This is a genomic window from Cryobacterium sp. TMT2-14, from assembly GCF_004402465.1.
Taxonomy (GTDB): domain Bacteria; phylum Actinomycetota; class Actinomycetes; order Actinomycetales; family Microbacteriaceae; genus Cryobacterium; species Cryobacterium sandaracinum.
In genome coordinates, this window is record NZ_SOFV01000008.1 from 100,412 (window position 1) to 118,195 (window position 17,784).

The window sequence follows — 17,784 nt, forward strand, 5'->3', positions numbered from 1 at the left end:
TCGAGCGCGTGTTCTAGGCTCGGGTCATGACAACCGACAAGCAGCGCACCCCCACGCCGATCGACCGGATCGCCGAGGACTGGGTGGACACCCTCGTCGATATCGACCCGACCGTGGGCACGTACATCGGCCGCACCGAGGTTGACGGCCGCTTCGGCGACTACTCCCCGGACGGGCTGGACCGCAGGGTCGACGCGGCCCGATCCTTCATCACCCGCCTCGACGCGGCCACGGCAGTCGACGACGTCGACGTCGTCACCCGCACCGACCTGCGCAGCTCGCTCGCCCTCGACGTCGAGAGCGCCGAAGCCGGATTGCCGCTGCGCGACCTGAACGTGATCGCGTCGCCGGCCCAGGGCATCCGGGAGGTCTTCGACCTGATGCCCACCGCCACCGTCGCCGACTGGGACACCGTTTGCGCCCGTCTGCGCGCCCTGCCCGGGGCCATCGACGGCTACATCCAGACCCTGCGTCTCGGCATCGAGCGCGGCAGTATGCCTGCCCGGCGTCAAGTGCAGGAAGTCATCCTGCAGGCCCGGCGCCACGCGGCGAACGACGGCTTCTTCGCCGAGCTCGCCGCCAACGCCGGCCACGACACGGGAGCGCTCCCGGCCTCGCTGGCCAAGGATCTCGACACCCGGGCGCGTGCCGCTGCCGCGGCCTATGGAACGCTGGCGGACTTCCTCGGCACCGAGCTCGAGGGCAGGGCCCCCACCCGTGACGCCATCGGTCGCGACCTCTACCTGCTGCAGTCCCGCCGTTTCCTCGGCGCGACCATCGACCTCGACGAAACCTATGAGTGGGGCGTGGAGGAGCTGGCGCGGATGGTCGCCGAGCAGGAGAGCATCGCCGACCTGATCAAGCCGGGCGCGAGCGTGCCCGAGGCCATTGCGTTCCTCGACACCGAACCCAGCCGCAAGCTGCACGGCACCGACGCCCTGCAGAAATGGATGCAGGAGACCAGCGACCGAGCCGTCGCCGAGCTCTCCGAGACCCAGTTCGACATCCCCGACGAGATCAAACGCCTCGAGTGCCTGATCGCCCCCACCCAGGAAGGCGGCATCTACTACACCGGGCCTACGGACGACTTCTCCCGCCCGGGCCGGATGTGGTGGTCGGTGCCGGTCGGGATCACCGAATTCGACACCTGGCGCGAATTGACCACCGTTTACCACGAGGGCGTGCCCGGCCACCATCTGCAGATCGGCCAGGCCGTCTACAACCGGGCCAAGCTGAACACCTGGCGCCGCCAGCTGGCCGGCACCTCGGGTCACGCCGAGGGCTGGGCGCTCTACGCGGAACGTCTGATGGAGCAGCTGGGCTACCTCGATGACCCGGCCGACCGTCTCGGCATGCTGGACGGGCAGCGGATGCGCGCCGCCCGCGTCGTCCTCGACATCGGCGTGCACCTCGAGAAGCGGCTGCCCGACGGTTCGGGCCCCTGGACCGCCGACTACGCCTTGGAGTTCTTGGGCCGGAACGTGAACATGAACGCGAGCTTTGTCAAGTTCGAGGTGAACCGGTACCTCGGCTGGCCGGGGCAGGCCCCGTCCTACAAGGTCGGCCAGCGCATCTGGGAGCAGCTGCGGGACAGTTACAGGGAGCGCGAGGGTGACGCCTTCTCGATCAAGGAGTTCCACCGCAAGGCCCTCGATCTCGGCGGGGTCGGCCTGGACACCCTCCAGGCGGCGATGCTCGGTTAACGTTCGGGGTCGATCGGCGTAGCTTCCGTGGGGGACGGGCAAGTTGCCGGCCTCTCCCGCAAACAGCTAAGCTTGACTGTCACGCTTGTGACGAACTGTCCACCGCCATGCATGGTGCACAAGCACGAGTTCTTCCCGTGTGTGGCCCGAACTATGTCCATCCTGGAGCAACTACTACATGACAAACGCAACGACCGAACGGGCACCCAAGCAGGTCGCCATCAACGACATTGGATCTGCTGAAGACTTTCTTGCCGCGGTCGAAAAGACTCTGAAATTCTTCAACGACGGAGACCTCATCGAGGGCACCGTGGTGAAGATCGACCGCGACGAGGTTCTCCTCGACGTGGGTTACAAGACCGAGGGCGTCATCCCCTCCCGCGAACTTTCCATCAAGCACGACGTCGATCCCTCTGAGGTCGTCAAGGTCGGCGACCTGGTTGAGGCCCTCGTTCTTCAGAAGGAAGACAAAGAAGGCCGTCTCATCCTGTCCAAGAAGCGTGCTCAGTACGAGCGTGCATGGGGCGACGTTGAGAAGATCAAGGAGTCGGATGGCGTTGTCACCGGTTCGGTCATCGAGGTTGTCAAGGGTGGCCTCATCGTGGACATCGGACTCCGCGGGTTCCTCCCGGCCTCGCTCATCGAGTTGCGCCGTGTTCGCGACCTGACCCCGTACCTGGGCCAGGAGATCGAGGCCAAGATCCTCGAACTCGACAAGAACCGCAACAACGTCGTGCTGTCCCGTCGTGCGCTGCTCGAGCAGACTCAGTCCGAGAGCCGCACCACGTTCCTCAACAACCTTCAGAAGGGACAGGTCCGCAAGGGTGTTGTCTCGTCGATCGTCAACTTCGGTGCGTTCGTCGACCTGGGTGGCGTTGACGGTCTGGTTCACGTCTCCGAGCTCAGCTGGAAGCACATCGAGCACGCCAGCGAGGTCGTCGAGGTTGGCCAGGAAGTCACCGTCGAGATCCTTGAGGTCGACCTCGAGCGCGAGCGCGTGTCGCTCTCCCTCAAGGCCACGCAGGAAGACCCGTGGCAGGTCTTTGCTCGCACCCACGCCATCGGCCAGGTTGCACCGGGTAAGGTCACCAAGCTCGTTCCGTTCGGCGCGTTCGTTCGCGTTGCCGAGGGCATCGAGGGACTCGTTCACATCTCCGAGCTCTCCGGCAAGCACGTCGAGCTCGCCGAGCAGGTCGTGTCGGTCGGCGACGAGGTCTTCGTCAAGGTCATCGACATCGACCTCGAGCGTCGCCGCATCTCGCTGAGCCTCAAGCAGGCCAACGACGGTGTCGACCCCGAGGGCACCGAGTTCGACCCGGCGCTCTACGGAATGCTCACCGAGTACGACGACCAGGGCAACTACAAGTACCCCGAGGGCTTCGACCCGGAGACCAACGAGTGGCGCGAAGGCTTCGAGACCCAGCGCGAGAAGTGGGAGCAGGACTACGCTGCGGCCCAGGCTCGCTGGGAAGCCCACAAGAAGCAGGTTGCCTCCGCGAACGACGAGATCACCGCCGTCAGCGATGTCCCGTCCGCCGCAGGCAACACCTTCTCGAACGAGACGGCCGGCGCCGGCACGCTCGCGGACGACGAGGCCCTCGCAGCACTGCGCGAGAAGCTCTCCAGCTCCAACTAGCACCGAGCTGACTGAAGGCCGCACCCTCCGGGGTGCGGCCTTTTTTCGCTTCGCCGGCGGATGCCGGTTCGTCCATCGAGGGCCGTTAGCATGGCAAGTGTGTACTTGATTGGACTGACCGGCGGGATCGCATCCGGAAAAAGCACCGTCGCGCGGCGGCTAGTGCAGCACGGGGCCGTGCACATCGACGCCGACCAACTCGCGCGGGTCGTGGTCGGGCCCGCCACCCCGGGGCTCGTCAAGATCGCGGATGCTTTCGGTGACGCGGTGTTGCTGCCCGACGGCAGCCTGAACCGGGTGGCGCTCGGCGCGGTCGTGTTCCGCGACCCGGAGGCGTTGGACCGCCTCAACGCGATCGTGCACCCCGAGGTGCGCGCGCGCTCGAACGCACTGATCCGCGAGGCGGAAGATGCCGACCGCAACGCGATCGTCGTGTACGACGTGCCCCTGCTGGTGGAGGCAGGCGTCGACCATCCTTTCGACCTCGTCGTCGTCACCCAGGCCGACGAGCCGACCCGGGTGCGCCGCATGGTCGAGCTGCGGGCGATGGATGTCGGCGAAGCGGAGCGCCGGATCCGCGCCCAGGCCAGTGACGCCGACCGTCACAGGATCGCCGACGTCGTCATCGACACGGGCGGCACTCTTGAGCAGACCCTGGAGCAGGTCGACGTGCTGTGGGACCAGGTGCGGGGTCAGGGTCAGCAGCGCATTGTCAGAGGCGCTCCGTAGACTGACGAGCATGGAACCCACGCGCTCTGTTAATCCGTTCGAGGTGGTGAGCGAGTACACGCCGAGCGGCGACCAGCCCACAGCGATCGCCGAGCTGGCCGGCCGCATCAACGCCGGAGAGACCGACATCGTGCTGCTCGGCGCCACCGGAACGGGCAAATCGGCGACCACGGCCTGGCTGATCGAACAGGTGCAGCGGCCGACCCTGGTGCTCGCCCATAACAAGACCCTCGCCGCGCAGCTCGTGAACGAATTCCGTGAGCTGATGCCCAACAATGCCGTCGAGTATTTCGTGTCGTATTACGACTACTACCAGCCCGAGGCCTATGTGCCCCAGACCGACACCTTTATCGAGAAGGACTCCTCGATCAACGCGGAGGTCGAGCGCCTACGGCACTCCACCACGAACTCCCTGCTCAGCCGGCGCGACGTCATCGTGGTCTCCACGGTTTCCTGCATTTACGGCCTCGGCACGCCCGAAGGCTACCTCGAGGCCATGGTCGCTCTCCAGGTCGGTCAACAGGTCAACCGGGACTGGCTGATCCGCAAGTTCGTTGCCATGCAGTACCAGCGCAACGACATCGACTTCTCTCGCGGCCACTTTCGGGTGCGCGGCGACACCATCGAGATCATCCCGATGTACGAAGAACTCGCCATCCGCATCGAGATGTTCGGCGACGAGATCGAGGCGCTCTACAGCCTGCATCCGCTCACCGGCGACATCGTGAGGAAGCTCGACTCCGTTGCCGTCTTCCCCGGCTCGCACTACGTGGCCAGCACGGACGTGATGGAGCGCGCCATCGGCACCATTCAGGAGGAGCTCGCCGAACGGCTTGAACAGCTGGAGCGCGAGGGCAAACTGCTCGAGGCCCAGCGCCTGCGCATGCGCACGCAGTTTGACCTGGAGATGATGGAGCAGATCGGTTTCTGCTCCGGCATCGAGAACTATTCCCGGCACATCGACCAGCGGCAACCGGGGGAGGCGCCGCATTGCCTGCTCGACTATTTTCCTGACGACTTCCTGATGGTCATCGACGAGTCCCACGTCACGGTGCCGCAGATCGGCGCCATGTACGAGGGCGACTCCTCGCGCAAGCGCACACTCGTCGATCACGGGTTCCGGCTCCCGAGCGCCCTCGACAACCGACCGCTCAAATTCGGGGAGTTCAAGGGGCGCGTCGGCCAGACCGTCTACCTCTCCGCCACCCCCGGCAAGTACGAGTTGGGCATCGCCGACGGCATCGTTGAACAGATCATCCGTCCCACCGGGCTGATCGACCCGCAGATCATCGTCAAGCCCAGTAAGGGCCAGATCGACGACCTTCTCGAGGAAATCCACAAGCGCGTCGACCGCAACGAACGCGTCTTGGTCACCACGCTCACCAAGAAGATGTCCGAGGAACTCACTGACTTCCTCACTGAGGCCGGCGTGCGGGTGCGGTACCTGCACTCGGATGTCGACACGCTCCGTCGTGTCGAACTCCTCACTGAGCTGCGGGCCGGCGTCTACGACGTCCTCGTGGGCATCAACCTGCTCCGCGAGGGGCTCGACCTGCCCGAGGTGTCGCTTGTCGCCATCCTCGACGCCGACAAGGAGGGCTTCCTCCGTTCGGCGACCTCGCTGATCCAGACCATCGGCCGCGCGGCCCGCAACGTCTCCGGCGAGGTGCATATGTACGCCGACCGGCTCACAGCCTCGATGGAGCGCGCGATCGACGAGACCGACCGCCGCCGCGAGAAGCAGGTGGCCTACAACACCCTTCACGGCATCGATCCCACCCCGCTGCGCAAACGGATCGCTGACATCACTGAGGTTCTCGCTCGGGAAGAGGCGGACACCGCCGAGCTTTTGGCCGGCCGCGACACCCGCCGCAAGGGCGTCGCGGCGACACCGCGCCGGCAGGGACTGGCCGCGAACGGCGCGAACGACCTTGAGTCGATTATCGCCGACCTGAACGGCCAGATGCTCGAGGCGGCGGGGGAGCTCAAGTTCGAGCTCGCGGCCCGGCTCCGCGACGAGGTATCCGAGCTGAAGCGCGAGCTGCGCCAGATGGAGAAGGCCGGCCACATCTGATCGGATGATTGGACTGGCTGGCTAGACTTCGAACATTTGTTCGCTCAGGGCGTGCTGATTCGCAGGGTTGGACGCGTGACGCTGCATAGAATCGAATGGTGTCAATTTCCAAGGTAGAGACCGGATCAAAACTCAACGTTCGTGGCGCCCGTGTGCACAACCTGCACAACGTGGACCTCGAGATTCCGCGCGATTCGCTCGTCGTCTTCACGGGGCTGTCCGGCTCGGGCAAGTCTTCGCTCGCGTTCGACACCATCTTCGCGGAGGGCCAGCGGCGCTACGTCGAATCGCTGTCCGCGTACGCCAGGCAGTTCCTGGGCCAGGTCGACCGACCCGACGTCGACTTCATCGAGGGCCTGAGCCCTGCCGTCTCCATCGACCAGAGATCTACCAACCGCAACCCTCGGTCGACCGTGGGCACCATCACCGAGGTCTACGACTACATGCGGCTGCTCTGGGCGCGCATCGGTGTGCCGCACTGCGCCGTCTGCGGCGAGGTCATCCAGGCACAGACCGTGCAGCAGATCGCCGACCAGCTGATGGGACTCGATGAGGGCGTCCGTTACCAGGTGCTCAGCCCGGTCGTATCCCAAAAAAAGGGCGAGTTCGTCGACCTGTTCAAGGAACTGGCAGCGGGCGGTTATTCCCGCGCCATCGTCGACGGCACCCCGATCCAGCTCAACGAGCCGCCCGTTCTGAAGAAGCAGCTCAAACACGACATCTTCGTGGTCATCGACCGTCTGGTCGCCGGCCCCGACCTGTTGAGCCGGCTCACAGACTCCCTTGAGACGGCGCTCAAGCTGACCGATGGCATCGTGCAGATCAACTACGTCGACCGGGAGGGCGACGAGGCCTGGCAAAGCTACTCGGAGAAGCTCTCCTGTCCCAACAACCACCCCGTGCAGCTCACCGAGATCGAGCCGCGCACATTCTCCTTCAACGCGCCCTTCGGCTCCTGCCCTGAGTGCTCCGGGCTCGGCACGCGCATGTCGGTCGACGCAGACCTGCTTCTCGGCGACCCCGAGCTCAGCATCGCGGACGGCGTCGTGCTGCCCTGGACCACGCAGGGCAAGGGACTGTTCCAGTACTACGAGAAGCTCCTCGACGGGCTCGCCCGAGACCTGGACTTCTCCCTCGACACCCCGTGGGGCGAACTGCCCGCCGAGGTGCAGGACGCCGTTCTGCGCGGCGACAACTTCGAGGTCAAGGTGAAGTGGAAGAACCGCTACGGCCGGGAGATGAGCTACACCTCCGGCTTCGAGGGCGTCGTGCCCTACATTGAACGTCAGTACCTGCAGGCGGAGTCCGACACCCAGCGCGCCCGCTGGGGAGAATACCTGCGCGAAGTCGACTGCCCCGTCTGCTCCGGAACCCGGCTCAAGCCCGAGGTCCTCGCCGTGCTCGTGCACGGGGCCAGCATCGCTGATGTCTGCAACCTCAGTCTCACCGACGCCCGCGATTTCATGAACAAGCTCGAGCTGACCGACCGGGAGGCCGTCATCGCCGCGCAGGTGCTGCGAGAGATCAAGGCGCGCCTGGACTTCCTGATCCGCGTCGGCCTGAACTACCTCAATCTGGCCCGGGCCGCGGCGACCCTGTCGGGCGGCGAGGCGCAGCGCATCCGTCTGGCCACCCAGATCGGGTCCGGCCTGACCGGGGTGCTGTACGTGCTCGACGAACCGAGCATCGGCCTGCACCAGCGCGACAACCGACGGCTGATCGAGACCCTGGTTACCCTGCGCGACCTCGGGAACACCCTGATCGTGGTTGAGCACGACGAAGACACCATCAAGACGGCCGACTGGGTAGTCGACATCGGTCCGGGCGCCGGCGTCAACGGCGGCCATGTCGTGCATTCCGGTTCCTACGCCGACCTGCTCACCAACACGGAGTCGCTGACCGGGGACTACCTTGCCGGCCGCAGATCCATCCCGACCCCGGCCACCAGGCGCGAGATCGACCCGGCGCGCGAAATCTCGGTTATCGGCGCGGAGGCCAACAATCTCAAGAAGGTGTCGGTCAGCTTCCCGCTCGGCACGTTCACGGCCGTGACCGGCGTCAGCGGATCGGGCAAGTCGTCTCTCGTCAACGACATCCTGTACCGGGTACTGGCCAACCGGCTCAACGGCGCCCGCAAACTCCCCGGCCGGCACACTCGCGTCACCGGGCTCGAGCAGCTCGACAAGGTCATCCACGTCGACCAGGCCCCGATCGGGCGCACGCCGCGCTCCAACCCTGCCACCTACACCGGCGTCTTCGACAAGATCCGCACCCTCTTCTCCGAGACGATCGAGGCTAAGGCGCGCGGCTACCTGCCCGGCCGGTTCAGCTTCAACGTCAAGGGCGGCCGCTGCGAAGCCTGCTCAGGCGACGGCACGATCAAAATCGAGATGAACTTCTTGCCCGACGTCTACGTTGCCTGCGAGGTCTGCGGGGGAGCGCGCTACAACCGCGACACCCTCACCGTGCACTACAAGGGCAAAAGCATCGCCGAGGTGCTGGACATGCCGATCAGCGAGGCCGCCGATTTCTTCGAGGCGATCTCGTCCATCCACCGGTTCCTGAACACCCTCGTCGAGGTCGGCCTCGGCTACGTGCGCCTCGGCCAGAGCGCCACGACGCTGTCCGGCGGCGAGGCCCAGCGCGTCAAGCTGGCCACCGAGCTGCAGCGCCGGTCCAATGGCCGCAGCGTGTACGTGCTCGACGAGCCCACGACCGGCCTGCACTTCGAAGACGTGCGCAAACTGCTGCTTGTGCTGAACAGCCTGGTCGACAAGGGCAACACCGTAATCGTGATCGAGCACAACCTCGACGTGATAAAGTCCGCGGACTGGGTGATCGACCTTGGTCCCGAGGGCGGCTCCGGCGGGGGCCGCGTGCTTGCCACCGGAACCCCGGAGCACGTCGCCACCGTGAAGAAGAGCCACACGGGCGTGTTCCTGAAGGAGATCCTGGCGGCACACTGACCGCCTCAGGAACCATCATGTCCGATGCGCTGAGCTACCGCCCCAAGACGGGCGAGATCCCCACGAGTCCCGGGGTGTACCGATTTCGTGACGAAACCGGGCGGGTACTCTATGTCGGCAAGGCCAAGAACCTGCGGGCGCGGCTCGCGAACTACTTCGCCCCGCTGAGCAGCCTGCATGAGCGCACCCGGCGCATGGTCACCACGGCCAGCTCGGTTGAGTGGACGGTCGTCGGCACCGAGGTCGAGGCCCTCCAGCTGGAGTGGACCTGGATCAACGAGTTCGACCCGCCCTTCAACGTGCGGTTCAAGGACGACAAGTCCTACCCGTACCTCGCGGTGACCCTCGCCGACGAGGCGCCGCGGGCTCTCGTCACCCGCACCACCGGCATCCGCGGCGCCCGGTATTTCGGACCGTACCCGAAGGTCTGGGCCGTGCACGAGACAATCGAGCTGATGCTCAAAGCCTTCCCCATCCGTACCTGCAACAACGCCAACTACAAACGGGCCATTCAGTCCGGCAAGCCCTGCTTCGGCGGGCAGATCGGGCGGTGCTTCGGCCCCTGCTCCGGCCTGGTCTCCATCGAGGAGCACCGGGTGATCGTAAATGAGTTCGTCAGCTTCATGGGCAGCCAGGATCGCAAGCTGATCAACCAGCTGACCGCGGAGATGAAGGATGCCGCGGTGGGCCAGAACTACGAGGTCGCCGCCAAACGGCGCGACCAGGTGCGGGCGCTGAACGCCGTTCTGGAGAAGAGCGCCGTCGTGCTCCGCGACAGCGTCGACATCGACCTGTTCGCCATCGACCAGGATGAACTCGCCGCGGCGGTGCAGTTGTTCATCGTGCGGGGCGGCCGCATCCGCGGTGTGCGCGGCTGGATGGTCGACAAGGAACTGGACCTCACGACGAGCGACCTGATCGACTCGATCATGCTGACGGCCTACGGCTCCGGAGCCGTGCCTCCGCGGGAGATCGTTGTGCCGGAGTTGCCCGACGACGCCGCGGCGCTGGAAACCTGGCTGGCCGGCGTCGGCAAACGCAAGGTCCGGCTTGTCGCTGCCCAGCGGGGCGAGAAGGCCGCCCTGCTCGCCACGGCGACCCAGAACGCCAAGCATGCCTTGATGCTCTACAAGACCCGGCGGAGCTCCGACTTCGTCGCCCGGTCCAAGGCCCTCGAAGACATCCAGGAGGCGTTGGAGATGCCCTCCGCGCCGCTCAGGATGGAATGCTACGACGTCTCGCACCTGAGCGGCACCAACATCGTCGCCTCCATGGTGGTGTTCGAAGACGGGTTGCCGCGAACCGACGAGTACCGCCGGTTCAGCATCCCCGAGTCCACGGATGACACGGACTCCATCTACCGCACGCTTACCCGCCGCCTGGCCTACCTGATCCCCGACGAGGAAGCGGCGCCGGAGAGCGAGGCCGATGCCACGGTGACGCGCAAGAAGTTCCGGTACCAGCCGAACCTGCTCATCGTCGACGGCGGCCAGCCTCAGGTGGCCGCGGCGGCGCGGGCGCTGCGCGAATCCGGCGTCACCGGTATCCAGCTGTGCGGAATCGCGAAGCGGCTCGAGGAAATCTGGTTGCCGGACTCCGACTACCCGGTGATCCTGCCGCGCAACAGTGACGCCCTGTTCCTGATCCAGCGCATCCGCGACGAGGCGCACCGGTTCGCGATCATGCACCAGCGCTCGAGAAGGAAGCGGGACATCACGTCGGTGCTGAACGAGGTCCCCGGTCTCGGCCCGGCCAGAGTCAAGGTGCTCCTGCAGCATTTCGGCTCCGTCACCCGGCTCAAGGAGGCGCCGGCGGAGGCGATTGCCGACGTTCGCGGCATCGGTCCGGTGCTGGCCGAGGCGATTCATCGCCACTTGCGCGCCTGAACGGTCCGGCTGATCGGTAGGCTGGACACTTAGGTTCCACCCGATCGAAGGCGCAGTCCAGAATGACAACGGAGAACGACAGGCAGGAAATGCTTATCGTGACGGGGATGTCCGGCGCAGGCCGCTCCACCGTGGCCAACGCGCTGGAAGACCTGGGCTGGTACGTCGTCGACAACCTTCCGCCGCAGATGCTGCGCCCGCTGGCCGAACTCGTCGGCCGGGCCGGCACCAGCCTGCCGAAGATCGCTGCCGTGGTCGATATCCGCGGCCGAGACTTCTTCACCGATTTCCAGGAGATCCTGCACTCGCTGCGCAAGACGTCCCAGGTACGGGTCATTTTCCTCGAAGCCCGCGACGACGTGCTCGTGCGACGGTTCGAATCCGTGCGACGACCGCATCCGCTGCAGGGCGACGGCACGATCCTTGACGGCATCGCGGCCGAGCGCGTCAAGCTCAGCGCCGTGCGCGAGTCCTGCGACCTCGTCATCGACACCTCCGATCTCAACATCCACCAGCTGGCCACGTCGATCTCGGACCGCTTCGCCGCCGAGGACGCCGCCGGGGTGCACGTCACGCTGATGAGTTTCGGCTTCAAGTACGGCCTTCCCACCGACGTCGACATGGTCGCCGATGTGCGTTTCCTTCCCAACCCGTTCTGGGTTCCCGAACTGCGCAGCCACAACGGCCAAGACTCCGAGGTGCGGGATTTTGTTCTCGCCCAGACCGGGGCGCGGGAGTTCATCTCGCACTACGCGGCGGCCCTGGAACCGGTCCTCGCGGGGTACCAGCGGGAGAACAAACGCCACGCGACCATCGCGGTCGGGTGCACGGGCGGCAAGCACCGCTCGGTCGCCATGGCCGCGGAAATCGCGGCCCTGGTCAAGGACTTCCCCGGTGTCGCGGTCAGCGTCAAGAACCGCGACCTCGGACGGGAATAACCCGGTCACGGGCGACTGCATCCAGCAGACGCCCACTCCGGCCAGAACGACTACAACTCGGCCCCACATCAGGCCAGGACGACAGAATGGACAAGCGATTGGCACTCACCGCCGACGTCAAAGACGAGCTTGCTCGCGTCGAAATTTCAAAGACCACGGTGCGTGCAGCGGAACTGGCCACCATTCTCCGCTTCTCCGGCGGACTGCACATGATTTCCGGCCGGATCGCCATCGAGTCAGAGCTCGACACCCCTCTCCTCGCCAGGAGGGTGCGCAAAGATCTCGCCGAGCTCTACGGCGTGCGCAGCGACGTGACCGTGATCCCCGCCGCCGGCCTGAGGCGCGCCAGCCACTACCTGGTGCGAGTGCTTGACGGCGGCGAAACCCTCGCGCGCCAGACCGGGCTGCTCGACGCGAGACGGCGCCCGATTCGCGGTCTGCCGAACCGGCTCACCACGGGCTCGAAGGAAGAGATCGCCGCTGTCTGGCGTGGAGCCTTCCTCGCCCACGGCTCGTTGACCGACCCGGGTCGTTCGGCGGCGCTGGAGGTCACCTGCCCCGGGAACGAATCTGCCATGGCCCTCGTGGGAGCCGCCGGCCGCCTCGGAGTCGTCGCCAAGGCGCGTGAGGTTCGGGGTGTGCACCGGGTCGTCATCCGCGACGGCGACGCCATCGGCGCCATGCTCGTGCAGATGGGGGCGCAGGAGACCGTGCTCAACTGGGAGGCCCTCCGCCAGCGTCGCGAAGTGCGCGCGACTGCGAACCGACTGGTCAACTTCGACGACGCGAACCTGCGCCGCTCCGCTCAGGCCGCGGTGGCCGCGTGCGCGCGCGTGCAGCGCGCCATGGAAATCCTTGACGAGGAGATCCCGGAGCACCTCCGGTATGCGGGCGAGCTGCGCCTCTCCTTCCGCGACTCCAGCCTCGACGAGCTCGGTCACCACGCGGACCCGCCCATGACGAAGGATGCCGTCGCCGGCCGCATCCGTCGCCTGCTGGCCATGGCCGACAAGAAGGCCGCCGACCTGGGCATCCCGGGCACGGACGCGAACCTCCCGGCCGACCTCGATGACGTCTGACCTGCCCGGCGTTCAGCGTTCATCCACGTTCGTCACAGCCACAGCGCATCCTGAGTAGACTGGAATGGTTGCTTACGAACGGGTGGCGGAGCGTTTCGCGCCGACAACTACAGAGGAGATGCACCTTGGCTGAATACACACTTCCGGCTCTGGCCTACGACTACTCGGCTCTTGCGCCGAGTATCAGCGGCACCATCATGGAACTCCATCACGGAAAGCACCACCAGGCCTACGTCACCGGGGCCAACACAGCCCTGGCCCAGCTGGCCGAGGCTCGCGACAGCGCCAACCTCACCTTTGTGAACAAGCTCGAGAAGGACCTCGCGTTCAACTTGGGCGGCCACGTCAACCACTCGATCTTCTGGACCAACCTGTCGCCCGATGGCGGAGACAAGCCCACCGGTGACCTGGCTAGCGCAATCGAGGACAACTTCGGTTCCTTTGACAAGTTCCAGGCCCACTTCACGGCCGTGGCCCTTGGCGTACAGGGCTCCGGCTGGGCGGTTCTCGCCTGGGACTCGATCGGCCAGCGCCTGATCATTCAACAGTTCTTCGACCAGCAGGCCAACTTTGCGGCCGGCACGATTCCGGTGCTGATGCTCGACGTCTGGGAGCACGCGTACTACCTCGACTACCGCAACGTTCGTGCGGACTATGTGAAGGCGTTCTGGAACATCGTCAACTGGGCCAACGTCCAGGAACGCTTCACCATCGCACGCGAAAAGACCACCGGACTGCTGCTCCTTTCCTGAGAGGAGTGGGCCCCCACGGGGGCCCGCAGCCCGTCCGATTCACCCACCACAACGCGCCTCGGCGCACAAGAATAGGAGACATTCGTGTCTGTAAAGATTGGTATTAACGGATTTGGCCGCATTGGCCGTAATTATCTTCGCGCCGTCCTGGCCCAAGGCAGCGACATCGAGATCGTCGCCGTGAACGACCTCACCGAGGCGAAGACGCTGGCTCACCTCCTTAAATATGACTCCATCACCGGTCGCCTTCCCGCCACCGTCGAGGTCGATGGAGACACCATCCTCGTCAACGGCAAGCCGATTAAGGTTCTTGCCGAGCGCGACCCCGCCAACCTGCCCTGGGCAGCCCTGGGCGTCGACATCGTGATCGAATCCACCGGACGCTTCACCAAGGCCGAGGATGCGCGCAAGCACATCACCGCCGGTGCCAAGAAGGTCATCGTTTCCGCTCCGGCCTCCGGCGAGGCGGCAACCATCGTCATGGGCGTCAATGAGGCAGACTACGACCCGGCCAAGTTCGACATCATCTCCAACGCGTCGTGCACCACGAACTGCCTCGCGCCCCTCGCGAAGGTGTTCAACGACAACTTCGGCATCAAGCACGGCCTGATGACCACGATCCACGCGTACACGGCCGACCAGAACCTGCAGGACGGCCCGCACTCTGACCTGCGTCGTGCCCGCGCGGCCGCTCTGAACATCATTCCGACCACGACCGGTGCCGCCAAGGCCCTCGGCCTGGTTCTGCCGGAGCTCAAGGGCAAGCTTGACGGCTTCGCGCTTCGCGTTCCGGTTCCCACCGGCTCCATCACCGACCTCACCGTCGTTGCCGAGCGTCCCGTCACCGTCGAGGCCATCAAGGCCGCGTACAAGGCTGCCGCGGAGGGTCCCCTCAAGGGCATCCTCATGTACACGGAAGACGAGATTGTCTCCAGTGACATCGTCACCGACCCGCACTCCTCGATCTTCGACGCCGGCCTGCTTCGCGTCATCGGCGACCAGGTCAAACTGTCCGCATGGTACGACAACGAATGGGGCTACTCCAACCGCATGGTTGACCTCACCGCGCTCGTCGCCAAGAGCCTCTAACGGAGTCCGCAGTGACGCTGCGTACTATTGATTCACTGGGGCAGCTCGGCGGAAAGCGCGTCATCGTCCGTTGTGACCTGAATGTGCCGTTGCAAGACGGTCAGATCACCGACGATGGGCGTGTCCGGGCATCCTTGCCCACCATCAAGGCCCTCATCGAGCAGGGCGCGCGAGTTGTGATCGTGTCGCACCTCGGTCGCCCGAAGGGCGCACCGGAAGCCAAGTACAGCCTGGCTCCCGTTGCCGACCGTCTCGGCGAGCTCCTGGGCGCGGACGTGGCATTCGCCACGGACACGGTCGGGGCGTCGGCTCAGGCTGCCGTTGCCGCCCTCACCGACGGTGACGTGGTTGTTCTCGAGAACCTCCGCTTCAACGCGGGGGAGACCGCCAAGGACGACGCCGAGCGCGGCGCCTTCGCCACGGAGCTTTCCGCTCTGGGCGATGTGCTCGTCTCGGATGGCTTTGGCGTCGTGCACCGCAAGCAGGCCAGTGTGTACGACCTCGCCGGGATCCTTCCCAGCGCGGCCGGCCTCCTGATCGCCGCTGAGCTCGAAGTCCTGGACCGCCTCACCGAGAAGCCCGAAGCGCCGTACGCGGTCGTTCTGGGCGGCTCGAAGGTGTCCGACAAGCTCGGCGTCATCGGGCACCTGCTGCCCCGCGTCAACTCGCTGCTCATCGGCGGCGGCATGGCGTACACGTTCCTCGCCGCTCAGGGCCACAAGGTGGGCGCAAGCCTGCTGGAGGCCGACCAGATCGAAACCGTTCGCGGTTACCTTCAGGAAGCGGAGCGCCTGGGCGTGCGGATCGTGCTGCCGACGGATATCGTCGTTGCCTCCAAGTTTGGGGCAGACGCCGAAGTGGCGGTCACCCCGGCCGACGCGATCGAGAGCACCACGTTCGGTGCCTCCGGTCTCGGTCTGGACATCGGACCGGAGACCGGTGCGGCGTTCGCCGACATCATCCGGTCGTCGAAGACGGTCTTCTGGAACGGCCCGATGGGCGTGTTCGAGTTGGCGCCGTTCGCGGAGGGCACCCGTGCGGTGGCCGGCGCGCTGACCGAGGTCGACGGCCTGAGTGTCGTCGGTGGTGGAGATTCGGCCGCGGCCGTGCGCATCCTCGGTTTCACCGATGACCAGTTCGGTCACATTTCTACCGGCGGCGGCGCGAGCCTCGAGTTCCTCGAGGGTAAGCGCCTGCCAGGACTGGAGGTCCTCGGATGGCAGTAAACGAACACCCACGACGCACTCCGCTGATTGCCGGAAACTGGAAGATGAACCTGGACCACCTCCAGGCCATCGCGTTCGTCCAGAAGCTCGCCTGGAATCTCAAGGATGCGAAGCACGATGTCGCAGCGGTCGAGGTCGCGGTGTTCCCACCGTTTACCGACCTCCGCTCCGTGCAGACGCTCGTCTCCGCTGACAAGCTCCCGATCGTCTTCGGCGGCCAGGACCTGTCGGCCCAGGATTCGGGCGCGTACACCGGTGAAATCTCCGGCGCGTTCCTCGCGCAGCTCGAGTGCAAGTATGTGTTGATCGGTCACTCCGAGCGCCGCACACTGCACGCCGAGACTGACGAGATCGTCTCGGCGAAGGTCACGGCAGCGCTCAAGCACAACCTGGTTCCGATCATCTGCGTCGGCGAGTCTGCCGCGGACCTGGAACTGCACGGCCCGAGCGCCGTACCGGTCGCCCAGCTGCGCGCGGCCTTGGCCGGCGTGACCAACGCGGCCGACTTCGTCGTCGCCTACGAGCCCGTCTGGGCGATCGGTTCCGGCAAGGCGGCAACGCCGGAGCAGGCCGAGCAGGTGGCGGCGCAACTGCGTCTCGTGCTCACGGAGACGCTGGGCCAGGATGTGGCCGACAAGACCCGTATCCTGTACGGCGGTTCCGTGAAGGGTTCGAATATCGCGGGCTTCATGCGCGAGCCGAACGTGGACGGCGCCCTGGTGGGCGGTGCCAGCCTGGATATCGACGAATTCTCGAGCATCGTCCGTTTCCAGCAGCACGTCGGTCTGTAACAAGACAACTGCACCACATCTGCTGTCTCAACTCGGCAGCAGGCCTCGAAGCAGCCCATCGGCCCCCAACAGGGGGTCGGTGGGCTGGTTCGTGAGTCAGGCTATGATTATCACTGATCTTGATGGGTTTTTTGGGCCCATCGCACTGTGAAAGGTTTTTGCGTGGAGATTCTCCAGGTTGTGCTGCAGGTGTTGCTCGGAATTACGAGTCTCCTGTTGACCATGCTCATTTTGCTTCACAAGGGGCGTGGTGGCGGTCTGTCCGACATGTTCGGCGGAGGTGTCACTTCCAACCTCGGTGCGTCCGGTGTGGCGGAACGCAACCTCAACCGCATCACCGTCATCCTGGGGTTGCTCTGGATTACCTGCATCGTAATCCTGGGACTCCTCACCAAGTTCGACACGGGGCTTTAGCCTCCCGTTTCACAGTTTCGACGAGCTCTAGCTCAACCGGTCAATCGGCTACAACGCCCTTTTCAAGCGGAGGAACATAATGGCATCTGGTGGCAGCGCAATCAGAGGATCCCGGGTCGGTGCCGGCCCCATGGGCGAGCAGGACCGCGGTTTTCACGCGGACCGCATCAAGGTGTCCTACTGGGACGCCCTCGGCAACGAGACCGTGCGTTACTTCGCGGCAAACCTCCCCGATGAGGAGATTCCGGTGACCATCGACTGCCCGTCGTCGGGGCTCCCGGCCGGGCGGGACAAAGAGAACCCGCCGTCGGTGGTCAAGCTTGAACCGTACAAGACGCACCTTGCCTACGTGAAGGAACGCCGCACCGAGGAAGAGGCAGAATCGCTCCTCGAAGAAGCGTTGGAGCAGTTGCGCGTGCGCCGGGGCAAGCTGTCCGCGACGAACTGACGTTTGGACGCGCACGCCTGTCGTTCACTGAGAAAGGCCCCGACTCCGGTCGG

The 17,784-nt window shown here is 65.4% G+C and carries 14 protein-coding genes; all 14 read left to right on the forward strand.

From position 1 onward, the window contains the following. The first annotated feature begins 26 nt into the window (after window positions 1-26). Window positions 27-1,703, forward strand: a complete 1,677-nt coding sequence (locus E3O28_RS02430; RefSeq protein ID WP_134415122.1) for a DUF885 domain-containing protein — start codon at window positions 27-29, stop codon at window positions 1,701-1,703. 178 nt (window positions 1,704-1,881) lie between these two features. Beyond that, complete coding sequence (gene rpsA / locus E3O28_RS02435) at window positions 1,882-3,339, forward strand: 30S ribosomal protein S1 (protein ID WP_104100545.1); 1,458 nt, start codon at window positions 1,882-1,884, stop codon at window positions 3,337-3,339. 99 nt (window positions 3,340-3,438) lie between these two features. Further along, window positions 3,439-4,068 (forward strand): dephospho-CoA kinase, encoded by a 630-nt coding sequence (coaE, locus tag E3O28_RS02440; RefSeq protein ID WP_104100572.1) that lies wholly within the window; start codon window positions 3,439-3,441, stop codon window positions 4,066-4,068. A gap of 10 nt (window positions 4,069-4,078) precedes the next feature. Next, complete coding sequence (gene uvrB, locus E3O28_RS02445; protein WP_134342446.1) at window positions 4,079-6,142, forward strand: excinuclease ABC subunit UvrB; 2,064 nt, start codon at window positions 4,079-4,081, stop codon at window positions 6,140-6,142. Between the two features lie 98 nt (window positions 6,143-6,240). Further along, window positions 6,241-9,108, forward strand: a complete 2,868-nt coding sequence (uvrA, locus tag E3O28_RS02450) for an excinuclease ABC subunit UvrA (RefSeq protein ID WP_233191356.1) — start codon at window positions 6,241-6,243, stop codon at window positions 9,106-9,108. A 17-nt stretch (window positions 9,109-9,125) separates the two neighbouring features. Beyond that, window positions 9,126-10,994 (forward strand): excinuclease ABC subunit UvrC, encoded by a 1,869-nt coding sequence (gene uvrC, locus E3O28_RS02455; RefSeq protein WP_104100548.1) that lies wholly within the window; start codon window positions 9,126-9,128, stop codon window positions 10,992-10,994. Window positions 10,995-11,056: 62 nt separating this feature from the next. Then, window positions 11,057-11,932 carry an RNase adapter RapZ gene (gene rapZ / locus E3O28_RS02460; RefSeq protein ID WP_104100549.1) on the forward strand — a complete coding sequence of 292 codons (876 nt, stop codon included), beginning with the start codon at window positions 11,057-11,059 and terminating at the stop codon, window positions 11,930-11,932. A gap of 98 nt (window positions 11,933-12,030) precedes the next feature. Then, window positions 12,031-13,011 carry a DNA-binding protein WhiA gene (gene whiA, locus E3O28_RS02465; protein ID WP_104100550.1) on the forward strand — a complete coding sequence of 327 codons (981 nt, stop codon included), beginning with the start codon at window positions 12,031-12,033 and terminating at the stop codon, window positions 13,009-13,011. A 125-nt stretch (window positions 13,012-13,136) separates the two neighbouring features. Further along, on the forward strand, window positions 13,137-13,763 hold the full coding sequence (locus tag E3O28_RS02470) for a superoxide dismutase (protein WP_134415123.1): 627 nt from the start codon (window positions 13,137-13,139) through the stop codon (window positions 13,761-13,763). A gap of 84 nt (window positions 13,764-13,847) precedes the next feature. Continuing rightward, on the forward strand, window positions 13,848-14,852 hold the full coding sequence (gap, locus tag E3O28_RS02475; RefSeq protein ID WP_104100552.1) for a type I glyceraldehyde-3-phosphate dehydrogenase: 1,005 nt from the start codon (window positions 13,848-13,850) through the stop codon (window positions 14,850-14,852). Between the two features lie 11 nt (window positions 14,853-14,863). Then, window positions 14,864-16,078, forward strand: a complete 1,215-nt coding sequence (locus tag E3O28_RS02480; RefSeq protein ID WP_134342444.1) for a phosphoglycerate kinase — start codon at window positions 14,864-14,866, stop codon at window positions 16,076-16,078. Beyond that, a complete protein-coding gene (gene tpiA / locus E3O28_RS02485) occupies window positions 16,069-16,869 on the forward strand; it encodes a triose-phosphate isomerase (RefSeq protein ID WP_104100554.1) in 801 nt (266 codons plus the stop codon). Before E3O28_RS02480 ends, tpiA begins: the two co-directional genes overlap by 10 nt. Before the next feature lie 162 nt (window positions 16,870-17,031). After that, window positions 17,032-17,283: a preprotein translocase subunit SecG gene (gene secG / locus E3O28_RS02490; RefSeq protein ID WP_104100555.1), complete on the forward strand. Its 252-nt coding sequence runs from the start codon at window positions 17,032-17,034 to the stop codon at window positions 17,281-17,283. Window positions 17,284-17,362: 79 nt separating this feature from the next. Continuing rightward, on the forward strand, window positions 17,363-17,731 hold the full coding sequence (locus E3O28_RS02495) for an RNA polymerase-binding protein RbpA (protein ID WP_104100556.1): 369 nt from the start codon (window positions 17,363-17,365) through the stop codon (window positions 17,729-17,731). Window positions 17,732-17,784: the final 53 nt, after the last annotated feature.

Coding starts and splice junctions, on each gene's coding strand:
- E3O28_RS02430 (WP_134415122.1), top strand. CDS start 27: ATGACAACCGACAAGCAGCGCACCCCCACGCCGATCGACCGGATCGCC.
- rpsA (WP_104100545.1), top strand. CDS start 1,882: ATGACAAACGCAACGACCGAACGGGCACCCAAGCAGGTCGCCATCAAC.
- uvrB (WP_134342446.1), top strand. CDS start 4,079: ATGGAACCCACGCGCTCTGTTAATCCGTTCGAGGTGGTGAGCGAGTAC.
- uvrC (WP_104100548.1), top strand. CDS start 9,126: ATGTCCGATGCGCTGAGCTACCGCCCCAAGACGGGCGAGATCCCCACG.
- rapZ (WP_104100549.1), top strand. CDS start 11,057: ATGACAACGGAGAACGACAGGCAGGAAATGCTTATCGTGACGGGGATG.
- tpiA (WP_104100554.1), top strand. CDS start 16,069: ATGGCAGTAAACGAACACCCACGACGCACTCCGCTGATTGCCGGAAAC.
- E3O28_RS02495 (WP_104100556.1), top strand. CDS start 17,363: ATGGCATCTGGTGGCAGCGCAATCAGAGGATCCCGGGTCGGTGCCGGC.